This window comes from Ruegeria sp. AM4, from assembly GCF_056540665.1.
Genome location: NZ_JBQFXD010000020.1, coordinates 34,869 through 57,458 on the forward strand (window position 1 = coordinate 34,869; position 22,590 = coordinate 57,458).

Here is a 22,590-nt window from a genome sequence, read left to right on the forward strand (position 1 = left end):
CTGGGATAAGCCCCCTCACAATTCGGTGGCAAGAAAATTTGCATCAAATGACGGCAATGATGGTTTTTGATGTTCTTCAAAGATCGTTTGAGGATGCTTTTGATCGAAAATGATGTTAGTAGGGGTCTATGAGCGATGAGGCTGTAATAATCCCAAAGAAGGCACGCGTCTCCGAGATTGCGAGGATTGCGGGGGTCGGCACCGCTACGGTTGACCGGGTTTTGAACAACAGATCTAACGTAAAGCCTGAGACCCGCCAGCGTGTTTTGCAGGCCAAGCACGCAATCGAATCCGGCGCTCAACTAGACCAGCCTGCGCGACCCTGGCGGCTGAAGATATTTCTGCCAGAGGAAGCCGGACCATCGACAGAATTTCTGGGCGACTGTTTTCAGAATGTTTTCACCAATGGCCGCGCCACTGTCGAGTGTGTGTTTTCCACGAAACTGGAACCATCTGTGTTGGCGCGAAAACTGAGAGCCTGCGCCGGGCAGGGAATTGATGCAGTTGGCTTTCAGGCATTGGATGATCCGCGGGTTCGCGACGCGGTCGATGAGCTGCACGGTTTGAATATTCCCTGCATACCTGTCGTCTCCGATCTGATCAGCCCCGTTCTGGGCCAATTTGTCGGGACGGACAACATGGCCGCAGGACGAACAGCGGCCTATTTTATGGGTCGGATGCTACGGCAATCCGGAACTGTCGGCGTGATTTCCGGCGAGCAACTGTATCGCAACCATTCGGATCGCGAGATGGGGTTTCGGTCGGCCTTGCGAAGGGATTTTAGCCACCTCCGCGTTGTGGGCACCTATATCGGCCACGATGATGTGCAGGAAAATCGCGTGGTGGTGGGCCAGATGCTGGACGAACATCCTGGGCTGCTGGGCATTTATAACGTCGGCGGTGGCAACGAAGGCATTGTTGCGGCTCTGGCTGATCGCGATTTGACGGGAGAAATCATGCTGATCGGCCACAACCTTACGCCGAAGACGAGAAACTACCTGCTGGACGGATCAATGGATCTTGTCATCCATCAGAATATGCAACGGATCGCCGAACAAGCCGTACAAACCCTGATCGCGACACTGGAAAACCGCTCCCATCAGGCAGAGGTCGTTCCAGTTGAAGTCATCACCCGTGAAAACATCAACGGCGCCACTTTCGGCTGATGTTCACAAGTTTTCTGATGTGCAGAGATCGAAGTGAATAACCCCAACCTGTCCCTGAATTGGTTTTCCAGTCAGACACCGAGACATCATCTGAGTCACGCGATCAGCAACCTGATCCAGCGGATTGTTGATCACCAAATCGATGCTGCCATCGGCAAGCGCAGCTTCGGTAACCGGTGTCCGTTCATGGCAGATGTAGACAACTTCCCGCGATTGCCCTGCCTCGCGCAGCGCTTTCAATGCTCCGGTCACCCCGCCTCCGCAATGATAGATGCCGGAGAGGTCTTTGTTGGCCCGCAGCAATTCTGCTGTCGCTTCATATGCGACCGCGGCGTCATCCAGATACACCACAGAGTCTCGAAGCGGTTTCTGCGGTGCAAATTCGCGCATGTAGCTTCTGAACCCGCTCTCAAGCGCTTCGTGCCCCAAATACCTGTGCGACCCGATAAGGATGGCAACCGCGCCTTCGGTTCGATCAAGGCGCGCCATCGCCCAACCTGCCGTCCGCCCCGCCTTTCGACTGTCGATCCCGACATAGGCAGTAATGTGAGGCGAAGACAGGGGCGAGAGCAATGCAATGACAGGGACATCCGCGCTGGCGATTGCACGATTGATCTCCGGGTGATCAATCGCAACCAAGCCTATGGCGTCTACCTTGCCGCGCATTTCGTCAATCGCAGTTGAAAGCTCGGACGGCGACAGGCTTTCTACATACCGGACCACAACATTTGCCCGGATACTGCGCAACTGCTCTGCTTTTTGCTGCAACTCGATTGCCAATTCGCGATAAAACCACTTGCTTTCCTTTTGAAGAATAAAGCCCAGCCGTTTTGCTGGAGCCATCTCCTCAACCCGGCGCCGCAACAATCCTGCCGAGCGATACCCCAACGCTTCTGCCGCTGAAAGAACCCGCGCAGATGTCGCCGCAGTAACCGGCGCGCGCGCATTCAGAACGCGGTCTACTGTTGCGACGCCGACCCCCGCCTTTTCTGCGACGTCTTTGAGTGTGACACGGGCCATAGCACGCTCCATGATGAAACCTATCACCCATTTTACGGAATATTCTGAGAAAAATGATAGAAAATATCACGACAGGTTTGACGATTCAGGCGCTCCTCGGTTCTGCTCGGCGACAGTAATGTAGAAAAGGAACCTGATGTGCTGAAGGACAATACCCTTCCTTGGCGGGATTATTCGCTGACGGGCCGGGACAGCGGTCCAAGCTTTGCACCTAAACAGTGGTACTCCACCCCTGTCCCCCGGAAACGGATGAAGGAACTGATGAAGCGCCGCGATGCTCCGGCCCTGATCGACTATGGGATCTGGCTGGGATTGGTGTTGGCAACCGGTGCTCTGGTCATTCTGACCTGGGGTACGTGGTGGGCAGTGCCGTCTGTCATCCTCTACGGGGTGTTTTATGGATCCTGTGCCGACAGCCGTTGGCATGAAAGCTGCCATGGGACTGTATTCAAAACGCCTTGGCTGAACACTGCAGCCTTTCAGCTGGCCTCATTTATGTCGCTGAAAAACCCCTATCTTTGGCGGTGGAGCCATACACGCCATCACACGGATACGGTGATCGTCGGAAAAGACCCCGAGATTGCGTTTCCCCGGCCTCCGCATCCACTCAACATCCTATGGAACATGCTGCATCTGCAATCTGGCTGGAATGAATTGAAGAAGATGATTCGGTTGTCGGCTGGTCGTTTGACCAAAGATCAGAAAACCTTCCTCATCGAAGCCGACCGTTCTAAGGCGTTCTTGGCGTCGCGTGTTCACCTCGCAATCCTCGCGGTGACATTTGTTTTGGCACTGGTGCTGCAATCATGGCTGCCCATTGTGCTTATCGGCGGTCCCACTTTCTATGGTTCGTGGTTGCATCACCTGCTGGCATCACTGCAGCATGCCGGGCTGGCAGAAGACGTCCCGGATCACCGATTGAACTCGCGAACCGTCTACATGAACCGGTTCTTCCGCTTCGTATATTCGAACATGAACTACCATGTCGAACACCACATGTATCCCATGGTTCCATTCTACAATCTCCCGGCCTTGCACGAAGAAATCAAAGGCGATTGCCCACCAGCGTACGCGGGAACACTGACCGCGTTTCGCGAAATGCTCCCAGCCATTCTGATCCAGCGGCGCGATCCGTTCTACTTTGTCGACCGCAAGCCGTTGCTGCCCAAGGACGCTAACCCCAGCCCAGAATACACTCGACCAACAGCCATAGCGGCCGAGTGACCCACTCCCCGGAATACAGGAAAGCCCATGACGAACTGGACCCGCGCCTGCGCTTGCGATGACATCGAAACCGAAGATCTAATCCGTTACGACAATGGCGATCGTACCTTTGCCATCTACCGAAGCCCGGAGGACGAATTTTACTGCACCGACGGCCTGTGCACCCATGAAGAAGTGCATCTGGAAGACGGTCTGGTGATCGATCATCTGATCGAATGCCCCATGCACAACGGCCAATTCGACTATCGCACCGGCGAGGCAAAGCGCTCACCGGTCTGTGTGAACCTGAAAACCTACCCCGTTAAAGTCGAAGGCGGAGATGTCTTTATCGATATCGGGTGATGCCATGAAAGGGATCTACGACTGGGACGCGAAGTTCTCACTTAGAAACTACACCGCGTCCGACCTTCGTGCGCTAAAGGGTATCCGCAAGCTGGTTCAGACGACGGCGAATACAATCGAAGAGGCAGCAGCCGCGAAAGATGCCAGAATTGACTTGATCATGGGCAATGCCCACAACACGTCCACCGTGCGTCAAGGCGCGCCTGAATTGTTCTTCACCGCTGCACTCGGTCTCCCGGACTTTGCAACCGAAAGTGACGTGCTGACCGCCGCGTTTGCGGCCATGAAGGATGGTGCCGACAGCATTTACACGGCAAGAGGGCCGCACATTGTTGAACTTTTGGCGCGTGAAGATATTCCCGTTATGTGTCATCTGGGCCTGGTACCTCGCAAATCCACTTGGCGGGGCGGCCTGCGTGCCGTTGGTAAAACTGCGGACGAGGCTATCGCGCTTTGGAATGCGTTCCGCACAATGGAAGATGCCGGAGCCTTTTCGGTAGAGGCTGAAGTTATCTGTGACCGAGTAATGGCTGAGATTTCCACCCGCACATCTCTGATTACATCCTCGCTCGGATCGGGCCCCAGTGCAGACATTATCTATCTTTTTCAAAATGACATATGCGGAGAGCAACCCGAAAGCCCGCGCCATGCACGTGCCTTTGGCGATCTCAATTCACTGTATGAACAGATAAAACACCACCGCCGAGTTGCACTTTCGGCGTTCAGGAAATCTGCTGAAGAGGAACAATTTCCAGGCCCTAGCGAATGCGCAACAATCTCAGACGCGGAGTTTGAAAGTTTTATTACACGACTAAAATAATCTATTTGGCTAAGGAAAGTTGCACCTAGAACCGCATTTTGAGAACCGGAATTATCACCCAACGATGATCGATGTACGTTGGTCCCCATTCGCGACGGGTAGCAAAGAATTTTGTAATCGCAGTGCAAGTACCTTTCCCGCCCGACCAGCAGGGCGTTGGCGTCGCAACCCGCCAGCAGCTGTCGTTCGAGCAACCGCAGCGAATTCGGACTTTGTCCGCACTCCCGACCTCAGGTCACGCAATTATCTCGCGGGCGCAGCGAATGGCCGGTTCGGTGAGACCGCACTGCGGCGTTGTTTGACAAGATGAATGGCTGGTAAGGGCCGGTGTCCCTTGCACGTTGTCGCTGGCAGGAAGCTGTAAACGCTGTTACTTCTGACCTTTGCCTTGGAAACCAGAGTTTGGTCTTGGGCAGATTCGATGTCATTAGACAGACCGCGCCTCCGTGTAGCTGAAAACGTTCATCCGACGTTCATTTTCAAATTAGGTCAGCTTCATCTCAGCTAGCCATATTGTCCTACTGGAGTTGAAGAGCGCTTTTTCACCAAAGCTATCAACGGGCAAAGGATCAAATGTGTCAAAGACTGGCAGTGGAACGGTGCAATGTGGGTCAATGGCATCTGTTAACGTGAATTGGGCCCTTATCTTGGCCCTCACGCTCTTGTTTTGCTTCAGCCAGTTCAATGGAGCCCTAGCACAAACAGCTAGTTTCCGGTCTGTCGATACGAATTCAGATGGGGTTTTGAGCTTGAATGAGCTTATCGCAGCATTTGGAGAATCCGGCGCGCGAAGGCTTCTTGAGGACATTGATCGTAATGGAGACGATCGTATCACGATCATTGAGTTGCGCCGTGGTGCAGGCAACGGACAAGTTGAAAGAAATGAGCGCGGCGAACGAGAAGGTCGAGAAAACAGTGGCAGCAGGTCAGGCGAACGGGATGAAAACGACCGTAGCGATGATCGCGATGATGATGGAGACGACCGTGGTGATGACGGAGACGACGATGGAGATGATGACGACTAAACGAAAGCCCACTGTTGTGATTGTCACTCTGATTGTTGGTGAGAGCAAACCGAAAATCATGCTGCCTGAAGTTGCGCAGCATAGAAACACTGCTCCAGCAATGCGCGTTCATGTGCCGTTCATTTGACTGCATACCGATCCTTCATTCCGCTTTGCAATTCTTCTCACATCGCACTGGCAAAACGATTTCATTGAACAGCCAGTCACGGAGCTAAGCATGACACAGTGTACCCATATCTCTCCTGTCGCTTGCGAGATTGCAAAATGGGCGTTTACAACCCGCAGAGTTGACCGATCCGATGTGCGTGGACTTTCTGCGCAAATGGGTGCCGCAAAAGCAGGGGATCTTATCCTCTGTGAAATTGCCGAAATCGGCCATCATAAGAAAATCCAATTAGCGGAACGCCGCGCCTCGGTCAGCTATCCGGGCGATCATGTTGTCCTTTGTCTGGGTGACCGATACGCACCAGATCAGTTTCTTGCCAGTGCGGTGATTGATGGCGATCTTATCGATCTGGTGGCGGGTGGCGGCATCGCGGGTCGGGTGGATGCGGCGCATGTCCTTATGGACGAACCAACGCGATTGAAGCCCATCGGCCTTTTGACCAATGCAACCGGTCAGGTGATCAATGTGGCAGACTATGCGTTGCCCTCACTGCCGAGCAATGAGCAAGTCACGGTGATTGGGGTTTTCGGAGCTTCAATGAATTCTGGGAAAACAACAGCAGCGTCAAGCCTTGGCCATGGCCTTCTGCGTTCGGGTTACTCCGTCGCCGGTGTGAAAGCGACCGGGACCGGAGCCTTCGGTGACTTCAACAGCTTCGAAGATGGAGGCGCCTCGGCGCTCGATTTTACGGATGTCGGAATGGCCACGACATACCGGATGCCACTTGAGATGATTGAAGCCGGTTTTGATACGTTGATTGCAACCGCAGCATCGCGTGGTGCTGAAATCGTGGTGGTTGAGATCGCCGACGGTGTATTCCAGCAAGAAACGCGGGCCATCTTGCGCTCCTCGCGCATTCGGGATCGGTTGGACGGTATCCTGTTCGCCGCACCAGATGCGCTGAGCGCGCTGGGTGGCGTGACCGTTCTTAAAAAAGTGGGGCTCAGCCCGTTTGCCATATCCGGAATGGTCAGTTGTTCCCCATTGGCCACCACCGAAGCTGCTGAAGTAACTGGTCGCCCAATTTTATCCCGCGAAGACCTTTGGTCGCCTGCGACCATCGCCCAACATGTTGCACCGCTGATGCGACGCGAACCGGAAGATGTGGCCGCATGACCCCCCTCCCCAGATTGGCCACACGGGACCGCATCATTGATGCGGTCCTCGTGGTGTCTTGCGGGATCGTGCAGGCAATTGCGCTGGCCGTTGCAGCGTTCGCCACGCGGGATGCGTTTTCGGCGCTTCAAGCTGGGGATGCTCTTTCAGTACAAACTGTCTCGCAGCTGGCGATATCAGGTGTGGTTGCAACGGCGTGTCTGCTGTTGTCCCGATACTACGCAGAAGCGCTTGGCCAGAGCTACGCAATTTCGTTGCGCCGCACACTATACAATCAGATCGCCCGCCTTCCCAAATCCCGTCATGAGAAACGCCGGGTTGGCGCCTTGTCCTTGAGATTTGTCGGCGATTTGTCTGCCGCACGTCTTTGGTTTGGTCGCGGTTTGCCTGATGTGTTATCCGCAGCGTTTGTGCTTCCTGGAGCCGTAACCATTCTCTGTTTTCTTGACCCTGGGCTCGCGATCACAGGTGTTATCTCTCTCAGCGGCGCACTGCTTATCATGGGACTGCTGGCCTGGCACCTTGGGTGGCGGCATCAGATATTGCGCCGCAATCGTGCCAGTATCGCGATTTCCATGATCGAACGCATTGCAATCGCGCCCGAATTGGACCTGATGGGACGAACCGATCGCGAACTGCGCAAGCTTGACAAACAGGGTTCATCTCTGCGCAAAGACGCACTGGCGCGCCGTGGCAGAACCACCAGTCTTCAGGCGGTTTTACAGCTGGGTGTGGCGCTGTCCGGTCTTTTGATGCTTTGGCAGGCCAGCCAAAGCGGTATTGCACCGTCGACGGTTGCAGCCAGCCTGTCGGTTTTGGCGTTGACCGCCCTTCCTTTGCAGAATCTCGCAGGCGCGTGGGATCATTATTGCGCCTGGAGCGTGGCGCGTACAAAGGCTGAAAAGCTGCTTTCGGAACCCAAGGTAGCTCGAACCTTTGCAAGCCATGGTGAACCTCTTGGCGTTAAAGTTTCCGGTAAATTTGAAGGTACACCTGTATTGTTCGAAGCCCGGCCGGGTTCGACGTCAACGTTAGCAGGGGAATCTGCCATCAGTATCGCGCGATGTATTGTAGGGCTCGACACCAATGAGGGCATCGCGGTTCTCTATGGCGGGCAGGAGAGAGCGCCAAAAGTTGCCTTTGTCGGGGACGACCATATCGGGCTTCAGGGAAGTTTGCGTCGATCGACAAGTCTGATGTGTCCCAGAAGGCCAAGTGATCAGAAAATCTCCGAGGTCATGCGGGCTTTTGGGTTATCTGAGCTGCTCTTGGCAAACCGCGGCCTTGATCAACGGTTGGCGGAAAATGGCAACGGGCTGTCGCCGAACCAGACACTGCGCTTAGATCTCGTGCGGGCTGTTCTCGGCAAAGCTGACATCATCGTCATCGCGTCTATCAGGTGGGTGTCGTGCCAGCATCGCCACGCCGAATTGCTTGATACGCTCCGAAAGTTATCTTCGGCTACCATCATACTGGTCGAAGATGTCACCACACCCAGTGTGAACCAGAATTCAAAGGTCGTCTGATATGCGTTCATCTACGCTGTTTGGGATTTACGCCGCCGTTTTGGTCGGTTTTTTGGGCGGACTTGCGGGCCTTACCCTTTACAGCCTTGAAAAATCTCGGTGGTGGGATGCCCGGATCTCACTGGCGCAGGAGTCCTATGGCTTGCATCTGAGGTTGGAGGCGGACCTGTACCGTCTGTTTAAGCAACACGGCGACGCACTCTTAATCGGAGATCGGGACGATGGAATTAGCGAAGCCGAGCTACAGGCAAAGATCGACACCACCTTAGACGCGATCCGAATGACGATCGCGCGCGAGATCCAGATGGTAGGCGACGAGGAGATCGAAGAGCTCGAACTTCTGGATGAGATCGAAGACGACATTGAATACGTCAATGCAGTCATTGCGAACCTGTCAGAAGAGGGCAGCCGGATTGAGACATTTGTCCGGATTGAACGCCTGGCTGCCTTGCTGGACGGTGATATCGACGACGAGCTCGATCAAAAAATCCAGACCGCTCTTGATGAAGAGGTGGAGGAGGTCGAAGAAGTCCTGACTGAAGCCGCGGCCTTCAGGAAATGGAATGAACGATTGGTTTACATGATTGTGCTGGCCGCAATCGGTGTCTTGCTTGTGGCGCTCGTTTCGTTCAATCGCCAGATCAGAAAGCCCCTTACACGGCTCACCGATGGGATTGGCCACCTGCGCCGGGCCGATTATACTAAACCTGTAAGTCTTGGTGGCAGTCGTGAATTCAGAGAGTTGGGTGCCGTTCTGAATAGCATGTCCGAAGGATTAGCGGCCCGCGAGGCAAGCCGTGCCGAGCAGAAAAGGCAACTTGAAGATACCGTCGCCGCCAGAACAATTGAGCTTCAACAACTCATCGATAAACTTGAAACCGGTGAAGAAAACCGTAAACGTTTGATGGCCGACATCAGCCATGAATTGCGCACGCCGCTCGCTATTATCCTTGGAGAGGCTGATGTCACATTACGAACATCGGAATCGCTGTCAGAAGATGCATCAGATTCACTTGCCCGCATTCGGGATTCTGCAAAACACACCAACCAGATCGTTGATGACATGTTAACCGTCGCCCGGTTCGAGGCGGGTCAACTCAGGTTGGATCGCAAAGAAACGGATCTGCGAAAAGTAGTGCGCGATGCCGTGGCAATGTTCCCCGATCCGGTTCAGGTTGAATATCCTGACAGTGCAGTCATGGCATCTGTCGACGAGGTTCGACTTCGGCAGTCGGTATTGGCGTTGCTGCAGAATGCACGACGATACGGAGGCCCAACAATAAGCGCTATGCTGGAACAAGGGCTCGCGTCTTGTACGATCACTATCGAAGATGACGGGCCCGGCCTGAGCGCGGCGGAAAAGTCCCAGGCATTTGATCGGTTTTTTCGGGGGTCGAACGCCTCCGGACAAGGTATCGAAGGCAGCGGTCTCGGGCTGCCGGTTGTAAAGTCGATTGTCGAGGCTCATGGTGGGACAGTTGAGCTTCAAGATCGTCTGGAAGGCGGGTTAAGGATCACCATAACTCTACCCAAATCACCTTGGATGAAAGTTGTTCAAACCGATGGGCTGCGAGAGACGGGCTAACGCCTGCCAGTCTGTTTCAAAAGCAGATTGCGTAACCGGTAAGGTCGCACGCAGGCTTGTATGGTTGTGGTTTCGAATACAGAGATAGTTGAGGCACACTATGAATATTCTACTTGTCGAGGACGAAACCCGTGTAGCGGATTTCATACGTCGCGGATTGTCGGCTGAAGGCTGGTCGGTGGATCATGCGCCATGCGGTGAAGATGCCTTGGAGCACGTGGCCATCACCAACTATGACGTCATTTTGCTGGATCTGATGTTGCCGGGGATTCAGGGGCAAGACGTTTGTCGCAAATTGCGTGCCAGGAAATCAAAGGTCCCCATCCTTATGCTGACTGCATTGGACAGCCCTGAGGAACGCGTAGAAGGTCTGAAGATTGGCGCGGACGATTATCTTCCCAAGCCCTTCGACTTCGACGAGCTGATCGCCCGAGTAGTGGCGCTGCATCGCCGCGCCAATAGCTATGCGAACGATCTTAGCGACACTGTGATTACTTGCGGAGCTCTTACATTTGACAGGCTCTCGCTTCAGATCGCGGTTGAAGGTCAGGAAATCCAGTTGTCCAAGAAAGAACGCGACCTGCTTCTTCTGTTTCTGACCAATATTGGGCGCGTGTTGTCCAGAGAGCGGATTTTGAACTCGGTTTGGGGCATGAATGAAGATCCGTTGACCAATGTTGTCGATGTCTATGTCGGGCGTCTCAGGCGCAAAATCGGTGCGGAAGGTCAGCGGATCGTGACACTCAGGAACGTCGGTTACCGTATGACCTGAACATTACCTATTGGGTTTGATGCGGGAACTGCTCACTAAAGAAGAAGTCTGCGTTTGGGTGCGGCGCAAATATCGTTGCTCCTACTCCGGATGGCTCTCGGGTTTGAATGGAACGCTCTCAAGACTGGTTTTTCCAACTCTGTGCAAGAGAATGCCACCAGCCCATCAATGCCAACAGGGCGCTTTACATTTGTGTGGACCGAGGTCTCAAATACGGTCCCATAAGTCGATTGAAAGGTCTGTTTATGACGCGAGTGTTGCCTGTTCTGGTAATTCTGATGCTGTCAGGATGCATATCAACCACCACCCCGCCGTCGGCGCCAATCCCTCAGCCAGTCCGCGCAAGCGCTCCCGTGAGTTCTCAGCAGGCACAAGCGCGATTCCGTCAGGTTGCGGCCCGGGTCGAACCCGTTGCTGAGCGTGAATGTCGCCGCCGGACTCAAGGGGTGAATTGTGACTTTCTGATCCGAATAGACCCAAACAAGAACGCACCTTCCAATGCTTATCAGAGTTTGGACAAGACGGGACGCCCCGTTCTTACGATGACGCAAGCTTTGATACGGGATGTGAACAATACAGATGAGCTTGCATTCGTATTGGCGCATGAGGCCGCTCATCACGTTCAGGGGCATTTGGCACGCCAAGCCCAAAATGCGGCGGCCGGTGCTGTGCTATTGGGAAGCCTCGCGACGCTCGCGGGGACTGGTCCGAACGATATTGCCACGGCGCAAGATATCGGGGCTTTTGTCGGTGGGCGCAGCTATTCCAAGAATTTCGAACTGGAGGCTGATAAACTGGGCACGATCATTGCCTACAATGCCGGTTATGATCCTCTTAAGGGCGCTTTGTATTTTGCCCGTGTTCCTGATCCCGGAGATCGCTTTTTGGGAACGCATCCACCCAATGCTCAAAGGTATTACGTGGTCCAAGCAACCATGGCCGAAATTGGTGGTTGATCCGTTCAAGATGCCGTCTTTCTTTGATCAATCACTCATATCTGATGGGCGCGGTTCCGGGGGTCTTTGACGCTCACAAGCCAGCGCTCGTGTCATAAAACATTCATAATACTGTAACATGCAGTCAATTTGACGATCAGAAAGAGTTCAGGCGCCACAAGCAGAATTTCATCCGTCAAGTGCGACCACGAAGGTTCACAACAGGGATAAAATACATGCTTGAGTCAATTCTGGACCCCGAAACCCCCATTCGCTTTGCGATCAATATCATTGCGATGATGGTGCTGGTCTTTGGTTTGTATTATCGCCGCTATCGCGACAAAGAACTGGTGACTGCCGCGTCGCTGTTTAATGTCTTCGCCTTTGGCGTATTGACCGTTTTGTCATCGGTCGAATTTAGCCTGGCGGCCGGATTTGGCTTGTTCGCCATTCTGGCACTGTTCACGCTGCGGTCGGAACAAATCTCGAAAGTCGAGATCACCTATTTCTTCGGCTCCATCGCAATCGCGGTCATCTGCTCAATACACGGCACCGAGCTGGCTTTTGTCGGCGTGATCGTTTCGCTGGTGCTGTTGGGCGCCTGGGCGCTTGACCATCCACGCATTCTAAAGTCGGCCGATGGAGTCAAGATCACTCTGGACAAGATCGACGCACATGCCCTGTCCGACCCCGAGGCAATGCGTGCGGACCTGTCCGAGCGATTGGGAGTGGACGTGATGTCCTATCAAATCACGGCGCTCGATTACATCAACGACATGGCCCGCATAAACGTGTTTTTCCGCAAAACCTGAACCTGCAATCAAGGGAAACCGCCATGGATACCAACATCGCAAAAACACTCATGAGTTTCGCGGCAATTGGTCTTGCAGAACTTAACGGCAAAGCGGCCATGCTCGAACGGTTGGACAACAAATACATTCTGTCTGCCGAAGCTTTCAGGCCAGCTCTTGAACGTTTTTCCGAGCACTTTGATGTCTTGGAAATAGACGGCAAGCGTGCCTTCACTTATGCAACCAGGTATTATGACGACAAAGAGTTGCGCGGTTATTACGACCACCATCAGGGGCGTCGCAAACGTTGCAAAGTTCGGGTGCGAGAGTACGTGGACGCCGGGTTCAGCTATCTCGAGGTTAAGCTGAAAGACAGGCGCAAAGTCACCGTAAAACGACGATTGAAGGTCAATGATCCTGCCAACGCGCTCGACCATCAAGCTGTCGAATTTATCGAAGAAAACTATCGCGATATCTACTCGGAAGGTTTCGGAAAATCGCTGCAACCGGTGATCGCAATGCAATATGAGCGTATCACATTAGTTGCCAAAGAGGGTGGAGAGCGAATGACCATCGACACCGGTTTGCATTTTGACACTGGCGGAGTTTCTCGCGCGGTCCAACCCGACATGTTCATTATCGAGACCAAATCGGCGCGCGGCAACGGTATCGCTGATAAAATTCTGCGCGGGATGCATCTACACCCGACCAAGCGCTGTTCAAAATACTGTATTGGCATGGCTGCAACGGGTGCAGTGGATCGACAGAACAAATTTCTACCAGCGTTGCGGAAGCTTCGCCTCTCCGGACACCAATGTCAGGAATTCAGACCCAATGGATGACGTTTGCTGCGTGGTCGAAGGTTGATAGAATGGCCCTTGGACAGCGGTCACAACCGGTCGCCACGCGCCTCCAATGCTTGAGGCTGCCAAGCATAACCTCGATGCGGTTTCGCCGTTTGTATCCGCGATAGGCGGATTTAACTTGTATCTTGTGTTGTTTTTCGGCCAGGGATGAAGGTGCGCAACGACAACGAATGCGCGTGCTGTCGTAACGCGACCTATCTAATCTAGAAAAATCGCCCAAAAACACACGAACGGCTGCAATGCGGAAGCTGCACTGCGGCATCGACTGGCCGGACAAATGTCGGCTTTGGGGCCGTGATCAACAGAACCGCTCCAATTCGAGCAAAATTTGTAAGGTGCTCCAAAAAAGGAGCTGAGATGGCCTAAACGCAGGAAATTTGTTTGGCGTGATCGCAATGGTCGGTCTTCAGTTCATTCGAATACACAGAAATCCGACGCCCCAATGTCGCAAATTCTAACATGATGTACGCTCTGACCGACAGTCTCGCACCGCCAAATTTGGTTTCTTCCGCAGATCATCAAGGTTCTGAACCAATCCGAAGGAGGAGACCCATATGTCTGCGAGTGAAGACAACATTCGGCAGCCCGGCTTGCTGCTGGCCCTCGTGCCAATAGTGCTGACCCTTTGTGTGCTTGGGCTGCAACTATTCTATTTCGGGGACTTTACGCCGCACATTCCGCTGGCATTCGGGATCGCGATCACTGGTATCGTTGGTCTCATGTTGGGGCACAAATGGCCCAGCATCGAAGAAGGCGTATTCCACGTCATTAATATTTCTCTGCCGTCGGTCTCGATACTGATCACAGTCGGCATGATCATCGGTGTGTGGATCGCAAGCGGTACTGTCCCGACGCTGATCTACTATGGCCTCAAGATACTGTCGCCCGAGCTTTTCCTGGCCGCAGGAATGGTCCTTTGCTCCATCGTCTCAGTTTCCCTTGGTACGTCATGGGGTACGACCGGCACAGTTGGCCTGGCCTTGATGGGTATCGGTGCCGGATTTGGAATTCCAATGTACTGGACAGCGGGAGCGGTGGTCTCGGGCGCCTTCTTCGGAGACAAGATCTCGCCATTGTCGGACACGACAAACCTGGCACCTGCTGTCACGGGAACCAATCTGTTTGATCACATTCGGAATATGCTGCCAACGACAGTGCCTTCGATGCTGATCGCGCTTGTCATCTATTTCGTCGTCGGCTTCACCCTGATCGACACATCGCAAGTTTCGTTTGACCGCATTCACGCAATCACCACCGCGCTGGACAACGCGTTCTGGATTTCGCCGATCATGCTGTTTCCTGCCGTTCTGGTCATTGTGCTGGCGGTCATGAAACAACCTCCGATCCCGTCGCTGTTTGCAGGGGCCGTAGCGGGTGGCATCATGGCTATCTTCTGTCAGGGGGCCGGGCTGCACGAGACGTTCACATTCGCCAACAGCGGCTACTCGATCGATACCGGAGTTCCTGAGATCGATCCCCTACTGAACCGTGGGGGCATCCAGTCGATGATGTGGACGATCTCATTGGTGCTGCTGGCCTTGGGTTTTGGCGGAGCGCTGGAACGCGTGGGCTGTCTTCAGGCCATCATCAAGGTGGTGATCTCGAAGGTGAAGACATTTGCAGGCATTCAAACCTCGGCCATTCTGACATCTGTTGCGACCAATACCGTTGCAGGCGACCCATACCTGTCGATTGCACTGCCGGGTCGGATGTATGCGCCGGTTTATCGCGCGATGGGTTATTCGCCGCTGAACCTGTCCCGGGCGGTCGAGGAAGGTGGAACACTGGTGTCCCCTCTGATCCCCTGGAATGCGGGTGGCGCGTTCGTTATCACTGCGCTTGGACTGGGTATCGCAGACGGGAACTTCGAAAACCTGCTGTATATTCCGCTTGCATTTGCTTGCTGGCTGTCACCTGTCATCGGTATCATCTATGCCATGACGGGACTCTTCTCGCCCAAGGCGAGCGAGGAGGAGATCCGCTCCTGGGAGGAAAGCGGTGAGCCTGTTGCGCAAATGAGCGCCTGACCGATCTGCACCAACACCAAGGCCGGTGTTGGTGCCCTTCATCCACCTTGGCCGATACTGGGAGGAGCGCAAATGAACCCGAGAAATTTTGTCCCGAAGGGCGCGGCCAGCTATCGCATTGATTACAACGGGCCAGCTAAAGAGATCTATTTCCTGTTGCTCCCAAAGCTGACCATGCTGGCCTTTAGCGCTGCGGTGGAACCTCTGAGAATTGCCAATCAGATCACGAACAAAGAACTTTATAAATGGCTTCTGATCACCGAGGACGGAAACCCGGTGTCCTGTTCGAATGGGATTGAGATCACGCCGGATTCTGCCTTGCACAATCTACCGCGTTCCTCGCGGCTGTTTGTATGCTCGGGCATTGAACCCGCGGAAAGCACGAACCCCAAAGTGCTGTCGTGGATCAGCCGGCAAAAAACTTTTGGCTGTAATCTGGGCGGTATTTGCACCGGTGCGTTTGCCCTTGCAAAGGCGGGGCTGCTGTCAGGAAAAAGGTTCACATTACATTGGGAAAACCACCCTGCTTTCGTCGAACATTTCGATGATCTGGTGCCATCGGCAAACCTGTATGAGATCGACAATGAGCTGATGACTTGTGGTGGTGGCAATGCCGCGACCGACATGATGCTGGACATGATCGAATCCGATTTCGGTAACGATCTGGCGGTCATCGTTTCGGACATGTGCATCCATTTTCGGTCCAACAACAGCAAAACGCTTCAGAAATCAGCCTTCTCGGTGGCATTGGGCAGCCGCAACCAATACCTGATCAACGCCATGCAGATTATGCATGAAAACCTGGAAGAGCCGGTGGACATCTCTGAAATAGCAGAAGGCGTGCAGATATCGCGTCGTCAGCTCGAGCGTCTCTTCCAAAAGTATGTCGAAATTTCACCCGTACAGTTTTATATCGAACTGCGGGTTTCGAGGGCTTACGCTTTGCTCAGCGAAACCGAGATGACGGTTGCCGAAATCGCGGCAGCCACAGGTTTCAGCAGCGCCACCCAGCTTACGGTGAGGTTTAAGAAGCGCTACGGCGGAGCGCCAACTTCGTTCAGGAGGGGGTGGTCCGAAAGACGTGAATAATTTGCGTCTGAACAGTCATAAATTGAGGCAACTGAACGTACTCCAGTACTTTCTCTGCAGCCAACCAAGGTCCGTTTTGGGAACGCTGCGACGCGGCACATTCAGTATGGCAAATGTCCGCAATGGGCCGTGGATGTATCGTGGAAAACAGGGCAGGGGCTTGTGCTGCGTCTGCACCGAGGTCTGCAAGGAGCCCACTTTGACAGATGCTGCGCGATGCCCGAATGACTGTAATGCCCAGAAAGCAGACTTTGCAAAGTCTCGCTACGGCATCAAAACTGACGCTTATCGCTGTCCCGGTTGTAGTAGGATAGGTTCTCAAAAGCGGCAATTGATCTTTTGTGCCGCCTACCCAAGACGCCTTCGAATTTGGATCGCAGAGATACGGCGTCATCTCAATTTGTCAGACTCAAAGCCAGACAGGCTCAATTTCTCTGTTGCTCTCCACCGCATCAACGCTTGTAACGTGGGTATTCGAAGTCCATATACGCAAGGCTTACGTTTTTCTTTTTCGACCTGCTGTCTCCCCAATCCGGCGTTCAGTCTTTCGATTCAGACCGACCACGCCGAGTCGCCGCAATGATGCGGGCGGCAAGTATTAGGAAAGCTCCACCATGGCAAATGGCACAGTAAAATGGTTCAACTCGACCAAAGGATTTGGCTTTATCGAGCCTGAAGATGGCAAGCGCGACGTATTCGTGCATATCTCGGCACTTGAACGTTCCGGCATCAGTGAATTGAAGGATGGCCAGAAGGTTACCTTCGACATTGAAGCGGGCCGTGACGGACGCGACAACGCTGCCAATCTGGCACTCGCCTGACCTTTTTCGGGCACCCATTCTGGGTGCCCGTTTGCACACTGGGCTACTATAAGCTGTTGGAGAACAAGTAAGTTGCAAACAAAAGTCTGGACGCGAGCGCTCGCGCAATACCGTGTGCCCGATGCGAGGCGCAGTATTTAAGAAATTGCGATCACTGTTGTCCCCTTATTCGCACTATGGGCCCTAGCGTGGACGGCTTCATCTTTTAGCGTCTGGATCGCAATATTACTGACCATCCTGAATGCCGCATTTCTGTTCCGTATCTTCATCATTATGCATGATTGCGGTCATGGATCATTCTTTAGAAACCGCACTGTTTGCAATTGGACAGGCCGGGTTCTAGGTGTTCTTGCCCTGACACCCTGTGACGTTTGGCGGCAAAGCCATGCGATTCACCACGCCTCAACCGGTAACCTTGATCGCGCGGTATGGGTGACATCCCTACATTGACCACTGAAGAATACTTGAAGCGGAAGTGGTTCGGGCGTGCCGCTTATCGTCTGACCCGGAATTCCATCTTCCTGTTCGGTGTTGCGCAGATCTATACGTTCTTCCTTCAAAATCGTTTACCTCTTGGTTTCATGCGTTCTGGCTGGCTGTACTGGGCAAGTGCGATGGGAACAAACGTTGCAATCGCAGGGATATTGGCCCTAGTTTTTTGGGCCGGAGGCATTGAGGTTTTAGCGTATGTTTTCCTACCAACCATGATTGTCGCATCATCGATTGGTATTTGGCTTTTCTATATTCAACACCAGTTTGAACACACGACCTGGGAACGGGAAGCGGGGTGGAACCTTCAGAACGCCGCATTCTATGGAAGTTCTCACTATGCCCTACCAGGCATCCTGCGGTGGTTCTCTGCTAACATCGGCGTACACCATGTTCACCACCTTGCCAGCCGCATACCGTTTTACCGGCTAAACGAAGTTTTGCGTGACCATTCTGCGTTAGAAAATTGCCAGCGTATTACTCTATATGAGAGCTTTCATTGTGCGCGATTGCATCTTTGGGATGAAAAAAGTCAACGTCTGCTGACATTTTCCGAGGCTTTGTCGAACGCCAATTCCAATAGGCATTTAGTGTAGCCTGGCGCGTACCAGATAGGCTTCGACCGTGTCACCGCCCAGGGCGCGAATGGCCTCTAATCGGTGAAGGCCTTCAATCAGCACGAACCTCTTGTTGTCGGAGCGTATCTGGATCGGGGTCTTCTGGCCGTTCTTCAGGATATCTTCGGCCAACGTCAGAACTTTTTGTTGATCAAGCGTTTTCGCCCGTTTCACAGGTACATAGATCAGGTCGAGCGGATATGGTCTTTTCTCCAACATAAGCTACGTGAGCAACCTTTCGTGCATTTGTTCCGGTTCGAAGTTCGCTACAAGAGCTGGTGCTGGAACGTACGTCATAGAACCGAACGAACAGCGTCGCGCAATTCCTGATGCATAATCCAGGTTGCTGGCTCATCTTCACTTTCGATGTGAGAAAATGCCAAGACCTGAGCGGCGCCATCATTCTGTACCGATCCAGCGTCGGGTAGATCTAGTTCCAGGTATTCTGCGATCAATAGTCCGATTTTCTTGAAAACCTTGATGGAGGCCTCGCGCGATTTGTAACCGGCCGCCTGAGACAAGTGACCAATGGTCAGACCGTCCTTGCCTGCGATAGTAAGTGCTTTGAGCATTGTGATCTGCGCAGGGGTGAGCCTGATCTGTCGCAATGCCTCGGTATATTCTCTTTCACTGGGAACGAGGGTGCCAGAGCTTCCCTCCAAACGGCGTTGACCGCTACGTTTCCTGTCTCGTTCTTCGAGAATTTCTTTTAAGGCTTCAATGGCCAATGCCGGTGTTTCGCCAACTGCATCGGCAATCATTGCCTGCGTTTTAGCCGGTGGCTTAGGAAATGCCCGTGCAACACTATTGCCGCTCAGAACGCCAGCCTTAATCAAGTACTTTCCAAATTCTTCCTCAATCACTCCTGATACGTCAGCGTTCCGCGACTTACGAACACTGCGGTCCTGAAACGCTCTTTGTTCCAGACCATGAGCTGACATCTTTGAACCGGGAAGGGTTACTTGAGGGGCATTTTTACGCATCAGAGAAAAACCACTACAATTATCGCTGCAACGCACACTGCTGACGCAATAGATATCTTAATCCCATAGGACCGGCGACGCGCCTTTTCGGCTTTGAGACTTTTACCCAGGTTTTCGTCAATCGAGTTAAGGTTCACGGCTTAATCCTTCCGGATTTGTCAGGCGGCTTTGGTTTCCACCAACTTATTGTCGCGGCACATTTTCGGTGCACTTGTCGTTCTGTCTCGTGAATGGCCGATTACATTCCCAACCATCACCTCTTCGATTCAAATGCGCGTTTGAAGGGACAAGGATCGCAACGCACCTGTCCCGGTTTGGGCGAAAACCACGTTCACATTTCCATCCGGAATAAGTCTCAGGCGCAAGATATGCATCCTGTGGAACTGCCACAGGCTCACAACCGTTCTCCGCAGCCCTGTACCCTCTGAGGCACACCCACCCATCCGAGCTTCTTTTGTCGCTTAGACGACCGTTTGTTGGGACATCTATTGCAACGCAATCCTGGTTCTCTTTATGGAATCCCCAGTTGCAGTGTATTTCCTGCACGCCAAACCGGGTTTCGACGTACCCATTTTGAGGCGAAATCACTTCTTCACATTCTTCTCCAACACGCTGGAACAGCCGATTGCACTCCCACTGATCTCCGGTTGATGCAAGATAGGCATTTTCAGGAACATAGATTTCATCGCAAAACTCCCCAACATGCTTGAATCCATGATTGCATTCCCAGTCTCTGCCATAGGAACTGCCCGTGAAATACGCGTTTTCGGGTATGTCAGTTCTTTGACACGATCCATTCTTGTTTTCAAAACCTTCGTCACAAACTAATCCGTCGGTATTACCTGCGGTTTGAGCAGGAATCTGCGTTCCTGAGAGCAACACCAAAAGTGTTGGGATCAAACAAAGAATGCGGCGCGTAAACATGATGAAAGACTGATTGAAACGGAGCCTGAGACCTGATCTATCGGTCATTAGGCACGCAATTTATGAGCCATGTGCTGTTCATACGGGGCCTTCTTTCATGGGTCACGCAATGACTGATGCATGTCAGGTGACAATAGCGAATGCTTGCGAGGAACGAGCTCATAGCGAAGACCCCAGCGAAACCCGTTCCTATGCTGGGGCACATGCTACAATTAGTCTGAAGGCCATTGGATTATCGAAGCCGGCAGCATCGCAACGACGAATAAAACTTACCAATACACACTTGTGGTTCCTAGCCTGTTAAGAGTCAAGGACGCACCCTCGTCACGAAGCGTGGGCTACGGAGATGATCAATTTTTTTGAGACCGGTGGATGATCAGGTGGCTTAGAGAATAACTGAGAGGAAAAATTCAGCGTGATACCAAATTTGAAACGGAGCTATTAACGAACTGGTTGAAACTGAGTTCCGCGATGCTGAGTGCAGCTTCACGAACGCGTTGCTTTGAAAGTCTGCTTCAAGGGCCAATTTCGGGTACTAAGGCACAATGATGAGACAGGAATTCTGGGCACATTGATACTGCGGTGTGATCGGCCCATTGCCAAAGTAAATTTCAATTCTGTTTCTGGCCTGACAACGAGACCAATCGCGTCCACGGCTGGCAAGCAAAACGAAGCGATCTGCACGGGTATCGTTCAAATCTGTTCCCGAAGACGAGTAACTGTTTCTTTTGGATGAGCATGCAGTAGCGCAAGGAGTTTATACGCTGGTCCTCCGGGGCGGCGAGCGCCGCTCTCCCACAACTTGTAACCAGATTCGCTCATCCCGATAAGTTCGGCCATTTCCGCCACGGTCAAACCTGCCTTTTCGCGGACCTCCAGCGGTGTAGGGAAGTGCTCGGAATTGGTGTCCGAACGGTTGCCTTGCGCCGGATCAACGGGCACAAGACTGGGATCCGGTCCTGTCATCATCTGCTACTCTTTATTGTCATTTGAGGCATGGCCATAGGTCATGCCTGAAGATCGCAATTGCGCCGATGTCAAAGTCTGGCGCGCAGTCGTTTTTCAACAGTGCTCAGCTTGCGGGTGGTCTGAGCCATATCCGTCTGGAGGTTCCGGATTTCATCAAGGATGCCTTGAATATCCTCCGATCCGGAAGTGGTATCGGTCGGCTCAAGCACACCTTCTCCTTCACCGCTCAGAAGCCAAACCAGAGAGACCCCAAGTATGCCGGACATCATCTGCGCTTTGTTTGCACGTGGCTCGGTACGGTCCTCTTCCCATCCCTGCACGGTCTTCAGTTTGACGCCCAGGCGGGAGGCCAGTTTTTTCTGTGAATACCCCACGGCTTCACGCGCGGCGACGATCCGGTCGCCCAGAGTTGCCGCTTCATCACTGTAATATGAGGTGTCGTTTGATATCGTCGTGGCTACGTTCATTCTGCTCTCTCACTTTGGTTGAAAATGTCGTGGCGCGGTCAAGCCGCGAGTTTGATACGATCCGCAAGACGGATCGTCACAAGATTGCTGCTTTCATGGCGGCGATATGGGGTCAGCGCCCGCGTGATGAAGGGCTCGATATCCATTCGCGACCGCTGCCACTGCGCAAACCGGCGGAACAAAGCCCAGGTTCGCTCGTCGTTGGACGTAATCACGGTCTGAACACGGGTGACATCGGTACAGACGTTGCGACGCACCACCTGTCCCAGCATCAGCGACGCAAGACCCTTGTCCGCCTCACCCTCTGAAACGCCGACCTGCCAGACAAACAGGGTTTCCGGGTCATATGGCAGAACATAAGCCAGCATCGCACCGACCAGGTTTCCATCCAGCTCCGCAATGATCGAGAATTCTTTGTAGTCATCAAACGCCGCCAGTTCGCCAAATAGGTCACCAATAGCGTCCTGATCTGCGGTTCTGGCCAGCGAAGACACCGCAGCGCTATCTTCCGGCAAAGGGGGACGCAAAACCGGAATGGGTTGTTCGAACGGTCTTGTCAGAAGAACTTTGCTTGAGCGGGGCAGGGTGCTCTCGTAGCCTTCGTGCATGATTAATCAGTCGCCATTTAAGTACTTCAAAACCAGTCCCGAGATCATCCGCCTTGCGGTGATGCTGTACATCCGATTCCCGCTCTCGCTTCGGAATGTCGAAGATCTGCTGCACGAGCGAGGCATCGACGTAAGCCACGAAACTATCCGATATTGGTGGAACAGGTTTGGCCCAGTGTTTGCTGCTGAGATCCGAAGAAAGCGTGTTCAGCAAATGAGAGCATACTCCAAATGGAAGTGGC

The 22,590-nt window shown here is 53.2% G+C and carries 23 protein-coding genes and 2 pseudogenes; 18 read left to right on the top strand and 7 right to left on the bottom strand.

The features are described from left to right. Positions 1-128: 128 nt before the first annotated feature. Complete coding sequence (locus ACR0JA_RS22620; protein ID WP_480579909.1) at positions 129-1,166, top strand: LacI family DNA-binding transcriptional regulator; 1,038 nt, start codon at positions 129-131, stop codon at positions 1,164-1,166. 3 nt (positions 1,167-1,169) lie between these two features. On the opposite strand, the gene ACR0JA_RS22625 is transcribed toward ACR0JA_RS22620, so the two are convergent. Further along, positions 1,170-2,186 (bottom strand): LacI family DNA-binding transcriptional regulator, encoded by a 1,017-nt coding sequence (locus ACR0JA_RS22625; RefSeq protein WP_480579911.1) that lies wholly within the window; start codon positions 2,184-2,186, stop codon positions 1,170-1,172. A 138-nt stretch (positions 2,187-2,324) separates the two neighbouring features. Here ACR0JA_RS22625 and ACR0JA_RS22630 point away from each other — a divergent pair, with 138 nt between their 5' ends. The 11 genes from ACR0JA_RS22630 (at position 2,325) to ACR0JA_RS22680 (ending at position 13,330) form a co-directional block, all read left to right on the top strand. Beyond that, positions 2,325-3,410 (top strand): fatty acid desaturase, encoded by a 1,086-nt coding sequence (locus tag ACR0JA_RS22630; RefSeq protein ID WP_480579913.1) that lies wholly within the window; start codon positions 2,325-2,327, stop codon positions 3,408-3,410. Between the two features lie 27 nt (positions 3,411-3,437). Beyond that, positions 3,438-3,752, top strand: coding sequence for a MocE family 2Fe-2S type ferredoxin (locus ACR0JA_RS22635; RefSeq protein ID WP_170680686.1), 315 nt, complete (start codon positions 3,438-3,440; stop codon positions 3,750-3,752). 4 nt (positions 3,753-3,756) lie between these two features. After that, a complete protein-coding gene (locus ACR0JA_RS22640) occupies positions 3,757-4,572 on the top strand; it encodes a 3-methyl-2-oxobutanoate hydroxymethyltransferase (RefSeq protein WP_480579915.1) in 816 nt (271 codons plus the stop codon). Between the two features lie 753 nt (positions 4,573-5,325). Then, positions 5,326-5,724, top strand: coding sequence for a hypothetical protein (locus tag ACR0JA_RS22645; RefSeq protein ID WP_480579917.1), 399 nt, complete (start codon positions 5,326-5,328; stop codon positions 5,722-5,724). Between the two features lie 90 nt (positions 5,725-5,814). After that, on the top strand, positions 5,815-6,879 hold the full coding sequence (locus ACR0JA_RS22650) for a hypothetical protein (RefSeq protein WP_480579919.1): 1,065 nt from the start codon (positions 5,815-5,817) through the stop codon (positions 6,877-6,879). Beyond that, on the top strand, positions 6,876-8,405 hold the full coding sequence (locus ACR0JA_RS22655) for an ABC transporter transmembrane domain-containing protein (protein ID WP_480579921.1): 1,530 nt from the start codon (positions 6,876-6,878) through the stop codon (positions 8,403-8,405). Before ACR0JA_RS22650 ends, ACR0JA_RS22655 begins: the two co-directional genes overlap by 4 nt. A 1-nt stretch (position 8,406) precedes the next feature. Further along, complete coding sequence (locus tag ACR0JA_RS22660; RefSeq protein WP_480579923.1) at positions 8,407-9,990, top strand: sensor histidine kinase; 1,584 nt, start codon at positions 8,407-8,409, stop codon at positions 9,988-9,990. Positions 9,991-10,090: 100 nt separating this feature from the next. Further along, a complete protein-coding gene (locus ACR0JA_RS22665; protein ID WP_480579925.1) occupies positions 10,091-10,762 on the top strand; it encodes a response regulator transcription factor in 672 nt (223 codons plus the stop codon). Between the two features lie 278 nt (positions 10,763-11,040). Next, positions 11,041-11,718, top strand: a complete 678-nt coding sequence (locus ACR0JA_RS22670; RefSeq protein ID WP_480579943.1) for a M48 family metalloprotease — start codon at positions 11,041-11,043, stop codon at positions 11,716-11,718. Between the two features lie 215 nt (positions 11,719-11,933). Next, the gene (locus ACR0JA_RS22675) at positions 11,934-12,509 is read left to right on the top strand and encodes a DUF4956 domain-containing protein (protein ID WP_480579927.1); all 576 of its coding nucleotides are present in this window, start codon (positions 11,934-11,936) and stop codon (positions 12,507-12,509) included. A gap of 23 nt (positions 12,510-12,532) precedes the next feature. After that, positions 12,533-13,330 carry a polyphosphate polymerase domain-containing protein gene (locus ACR0JA_RS22680; protein ID WP_480579929.1) on the top strand — a complete coding sequence of 266 codons (798 nt, stop codon included), beginning with the start codon at positions 12,533-12,535 and terminating at the stop codon, positions 13,328-13,330. Here the strand turns inward: ACR0JA_RS22680 and ACR0JA_RS22685 are convergent. After that, positions 13,314-13,503, bottom strand: a pseudogene (locus ACR0JA_RS22685) (IS5/IS1182 family transposase); the annotation flags it as partial. The gene ACR0JA_RS22680 and the pseudogene ACR0JA_RS22685 overlap by 17 nt on opposite strands. Before the next feature lie 405 nt (positions 13,504-13,908). Between ACR0JA_RS22685 and nhaC the strand changes: the two are divergent. The 5 genes from nhaC (at position 13,909) to ACR0JA_RS22710 (ending at position 18,376) form a co-directional block, all read left to right on the top strand. Beyond that, entirely contained in the window at positions 13,909-15,381 is a 1,473-nt protein-coding gene (nhaC, locus tag ACR0JA_RS22690) for a Na+/H+ antiporter NhaC (RefSeq protein ID WP_480579931.1), read from the top strand. 72 nt (positions 15,382-15,453) lie between these two features. Further along, on the top strand, positions 15,454-16,470 hold the full coding sequence (locus tag ACR0JA_RS22695) for a GlxA family transcriptional regulator (protein ID WP_480579933.1): 1,017 nt from the start codon (positions 15,454-15,456) through the stop codon (positions 16,468-16,470). 614 nt (positions 16,471-17,084) lie between these two features. Next, positions 17,085-17,291 carry a cold-shock protein gene (locus ACR0JA_RS22700; RefSeq protein ID WP_010443199.1) on the top strand — a complete coding sequence of 69 codons (207 nt, stop codon included), beginning with the start codon at positions 17,085-17,087 and terminating at the stop codon, positions 17,289-17,291. Positions 17,292-17,561: 270 nt separating this feature from the next. Next, on the top strand, positions 17,562-17,741 hold the full coding sequence (locus ACR0JA_RS22705; RefSeq protein WP_480579945.1) for a fatty acid desaturase: 180 nt from the start codon (positions 17,562-17,564) through the stop codon (positions 17,739-17,741). Then, the gene (locus ACR0JA_RS22710) at positions 17,720-18,376 is read left to right on the top strand and encodes a fatty acid desaturase (protein WP_480579935.1); all 657 of its coding nucleotides are present in this window, start codon (positions 17,720-17,722) and stop codon (positions 18,374-18,376) included. Before ACR0JA_RS22705 ends, ACR0JA_RS22710 begins: the two co-directional genes overlap by 22 nt. Here the strand turns inward: ACR0JA_RS22710 and ACR0JA_RS22715 are convergent. From ACR0JA_RS22715 to ACR0JA_RS22735, 5 genes are all read right to left on the bottom strand, one after another. Next, positions 18,368-18,616 (bottom strand): ParB N-terminal domain-containing protein, encoded by a 249-nt coding sequence (locus tag ACR0JA_RS22715; RefSeq protein WP_039524390.1) that lies wholly within the window; start codon positions 18,614-18,616, stop codon positions 18,368-18,370. The genes ACR0JA_RS22710 and ACR0JA_RS22715 overlap by 9 nt on opposite strands. Positions 18,617-18,690: 74 nt before the next feature. Next, positions 18,691-19,380: a hypothetical protein gene (locus ACR0JA_RS22720; RefSeq protein ID WP_480579937.1), complete on the bottom strand. Its 690-nt coding sequence runs from the start codon at positions 19,378-19,380 to the stop codon at positions 18,691-18,693. A 1,617-nt stretch (positions 19,381-20,997) separates the two neighbouring features. Next, on the bottom strand, positions 20,998-21,270 hold the full coding sequence (locus ACR0JA_RS22725; RefSeq protein ID WP_480579939.1) for a helix-turn-helix domain-containing protein: 273 nt from the start codon (positions 21,268-21,270) through the stop codon (positions 20,998-21,000). A 71-nt stretch (positions 21,271-21,341) separates the two neighbouring features. Next, the gene (locus tag ACR0JA_RS22730) at positions 21,342-21,740 is read right to left on the bottom strand and encodes a helix-turn-helix domain-containing protein (protein ID WP_480579941.1); all 399 of its coding nucleotides are present in this window, start codon (positions 21,738-21,740) and stop codon (positions 21,342-21,344) included. Positions 21,741-21,778: 38 nt separating this feature from the next. Beyond that, a complete protein-coding gene (locus ACR0JA_RS22735; RefSeq protein WP_480579947.1) occupies positions 21,779-22,234 on the bottom strand; it encodes a GNAT family N-acetyltransferase in 456 nt (151 codons plus the stop codon). A gap of 112 nt (positions 22,235-22,346) precedes the next feature. Between ACR0JA_RS22735 and ACR0JA_RS22740 the strand changes: the two are divergent. Next, positions 22,347-22,590 (top strand): annotated as a pseudogene (locus ACR0JA_RS22740) (IS6 family transposase); the annotation flags it as partial.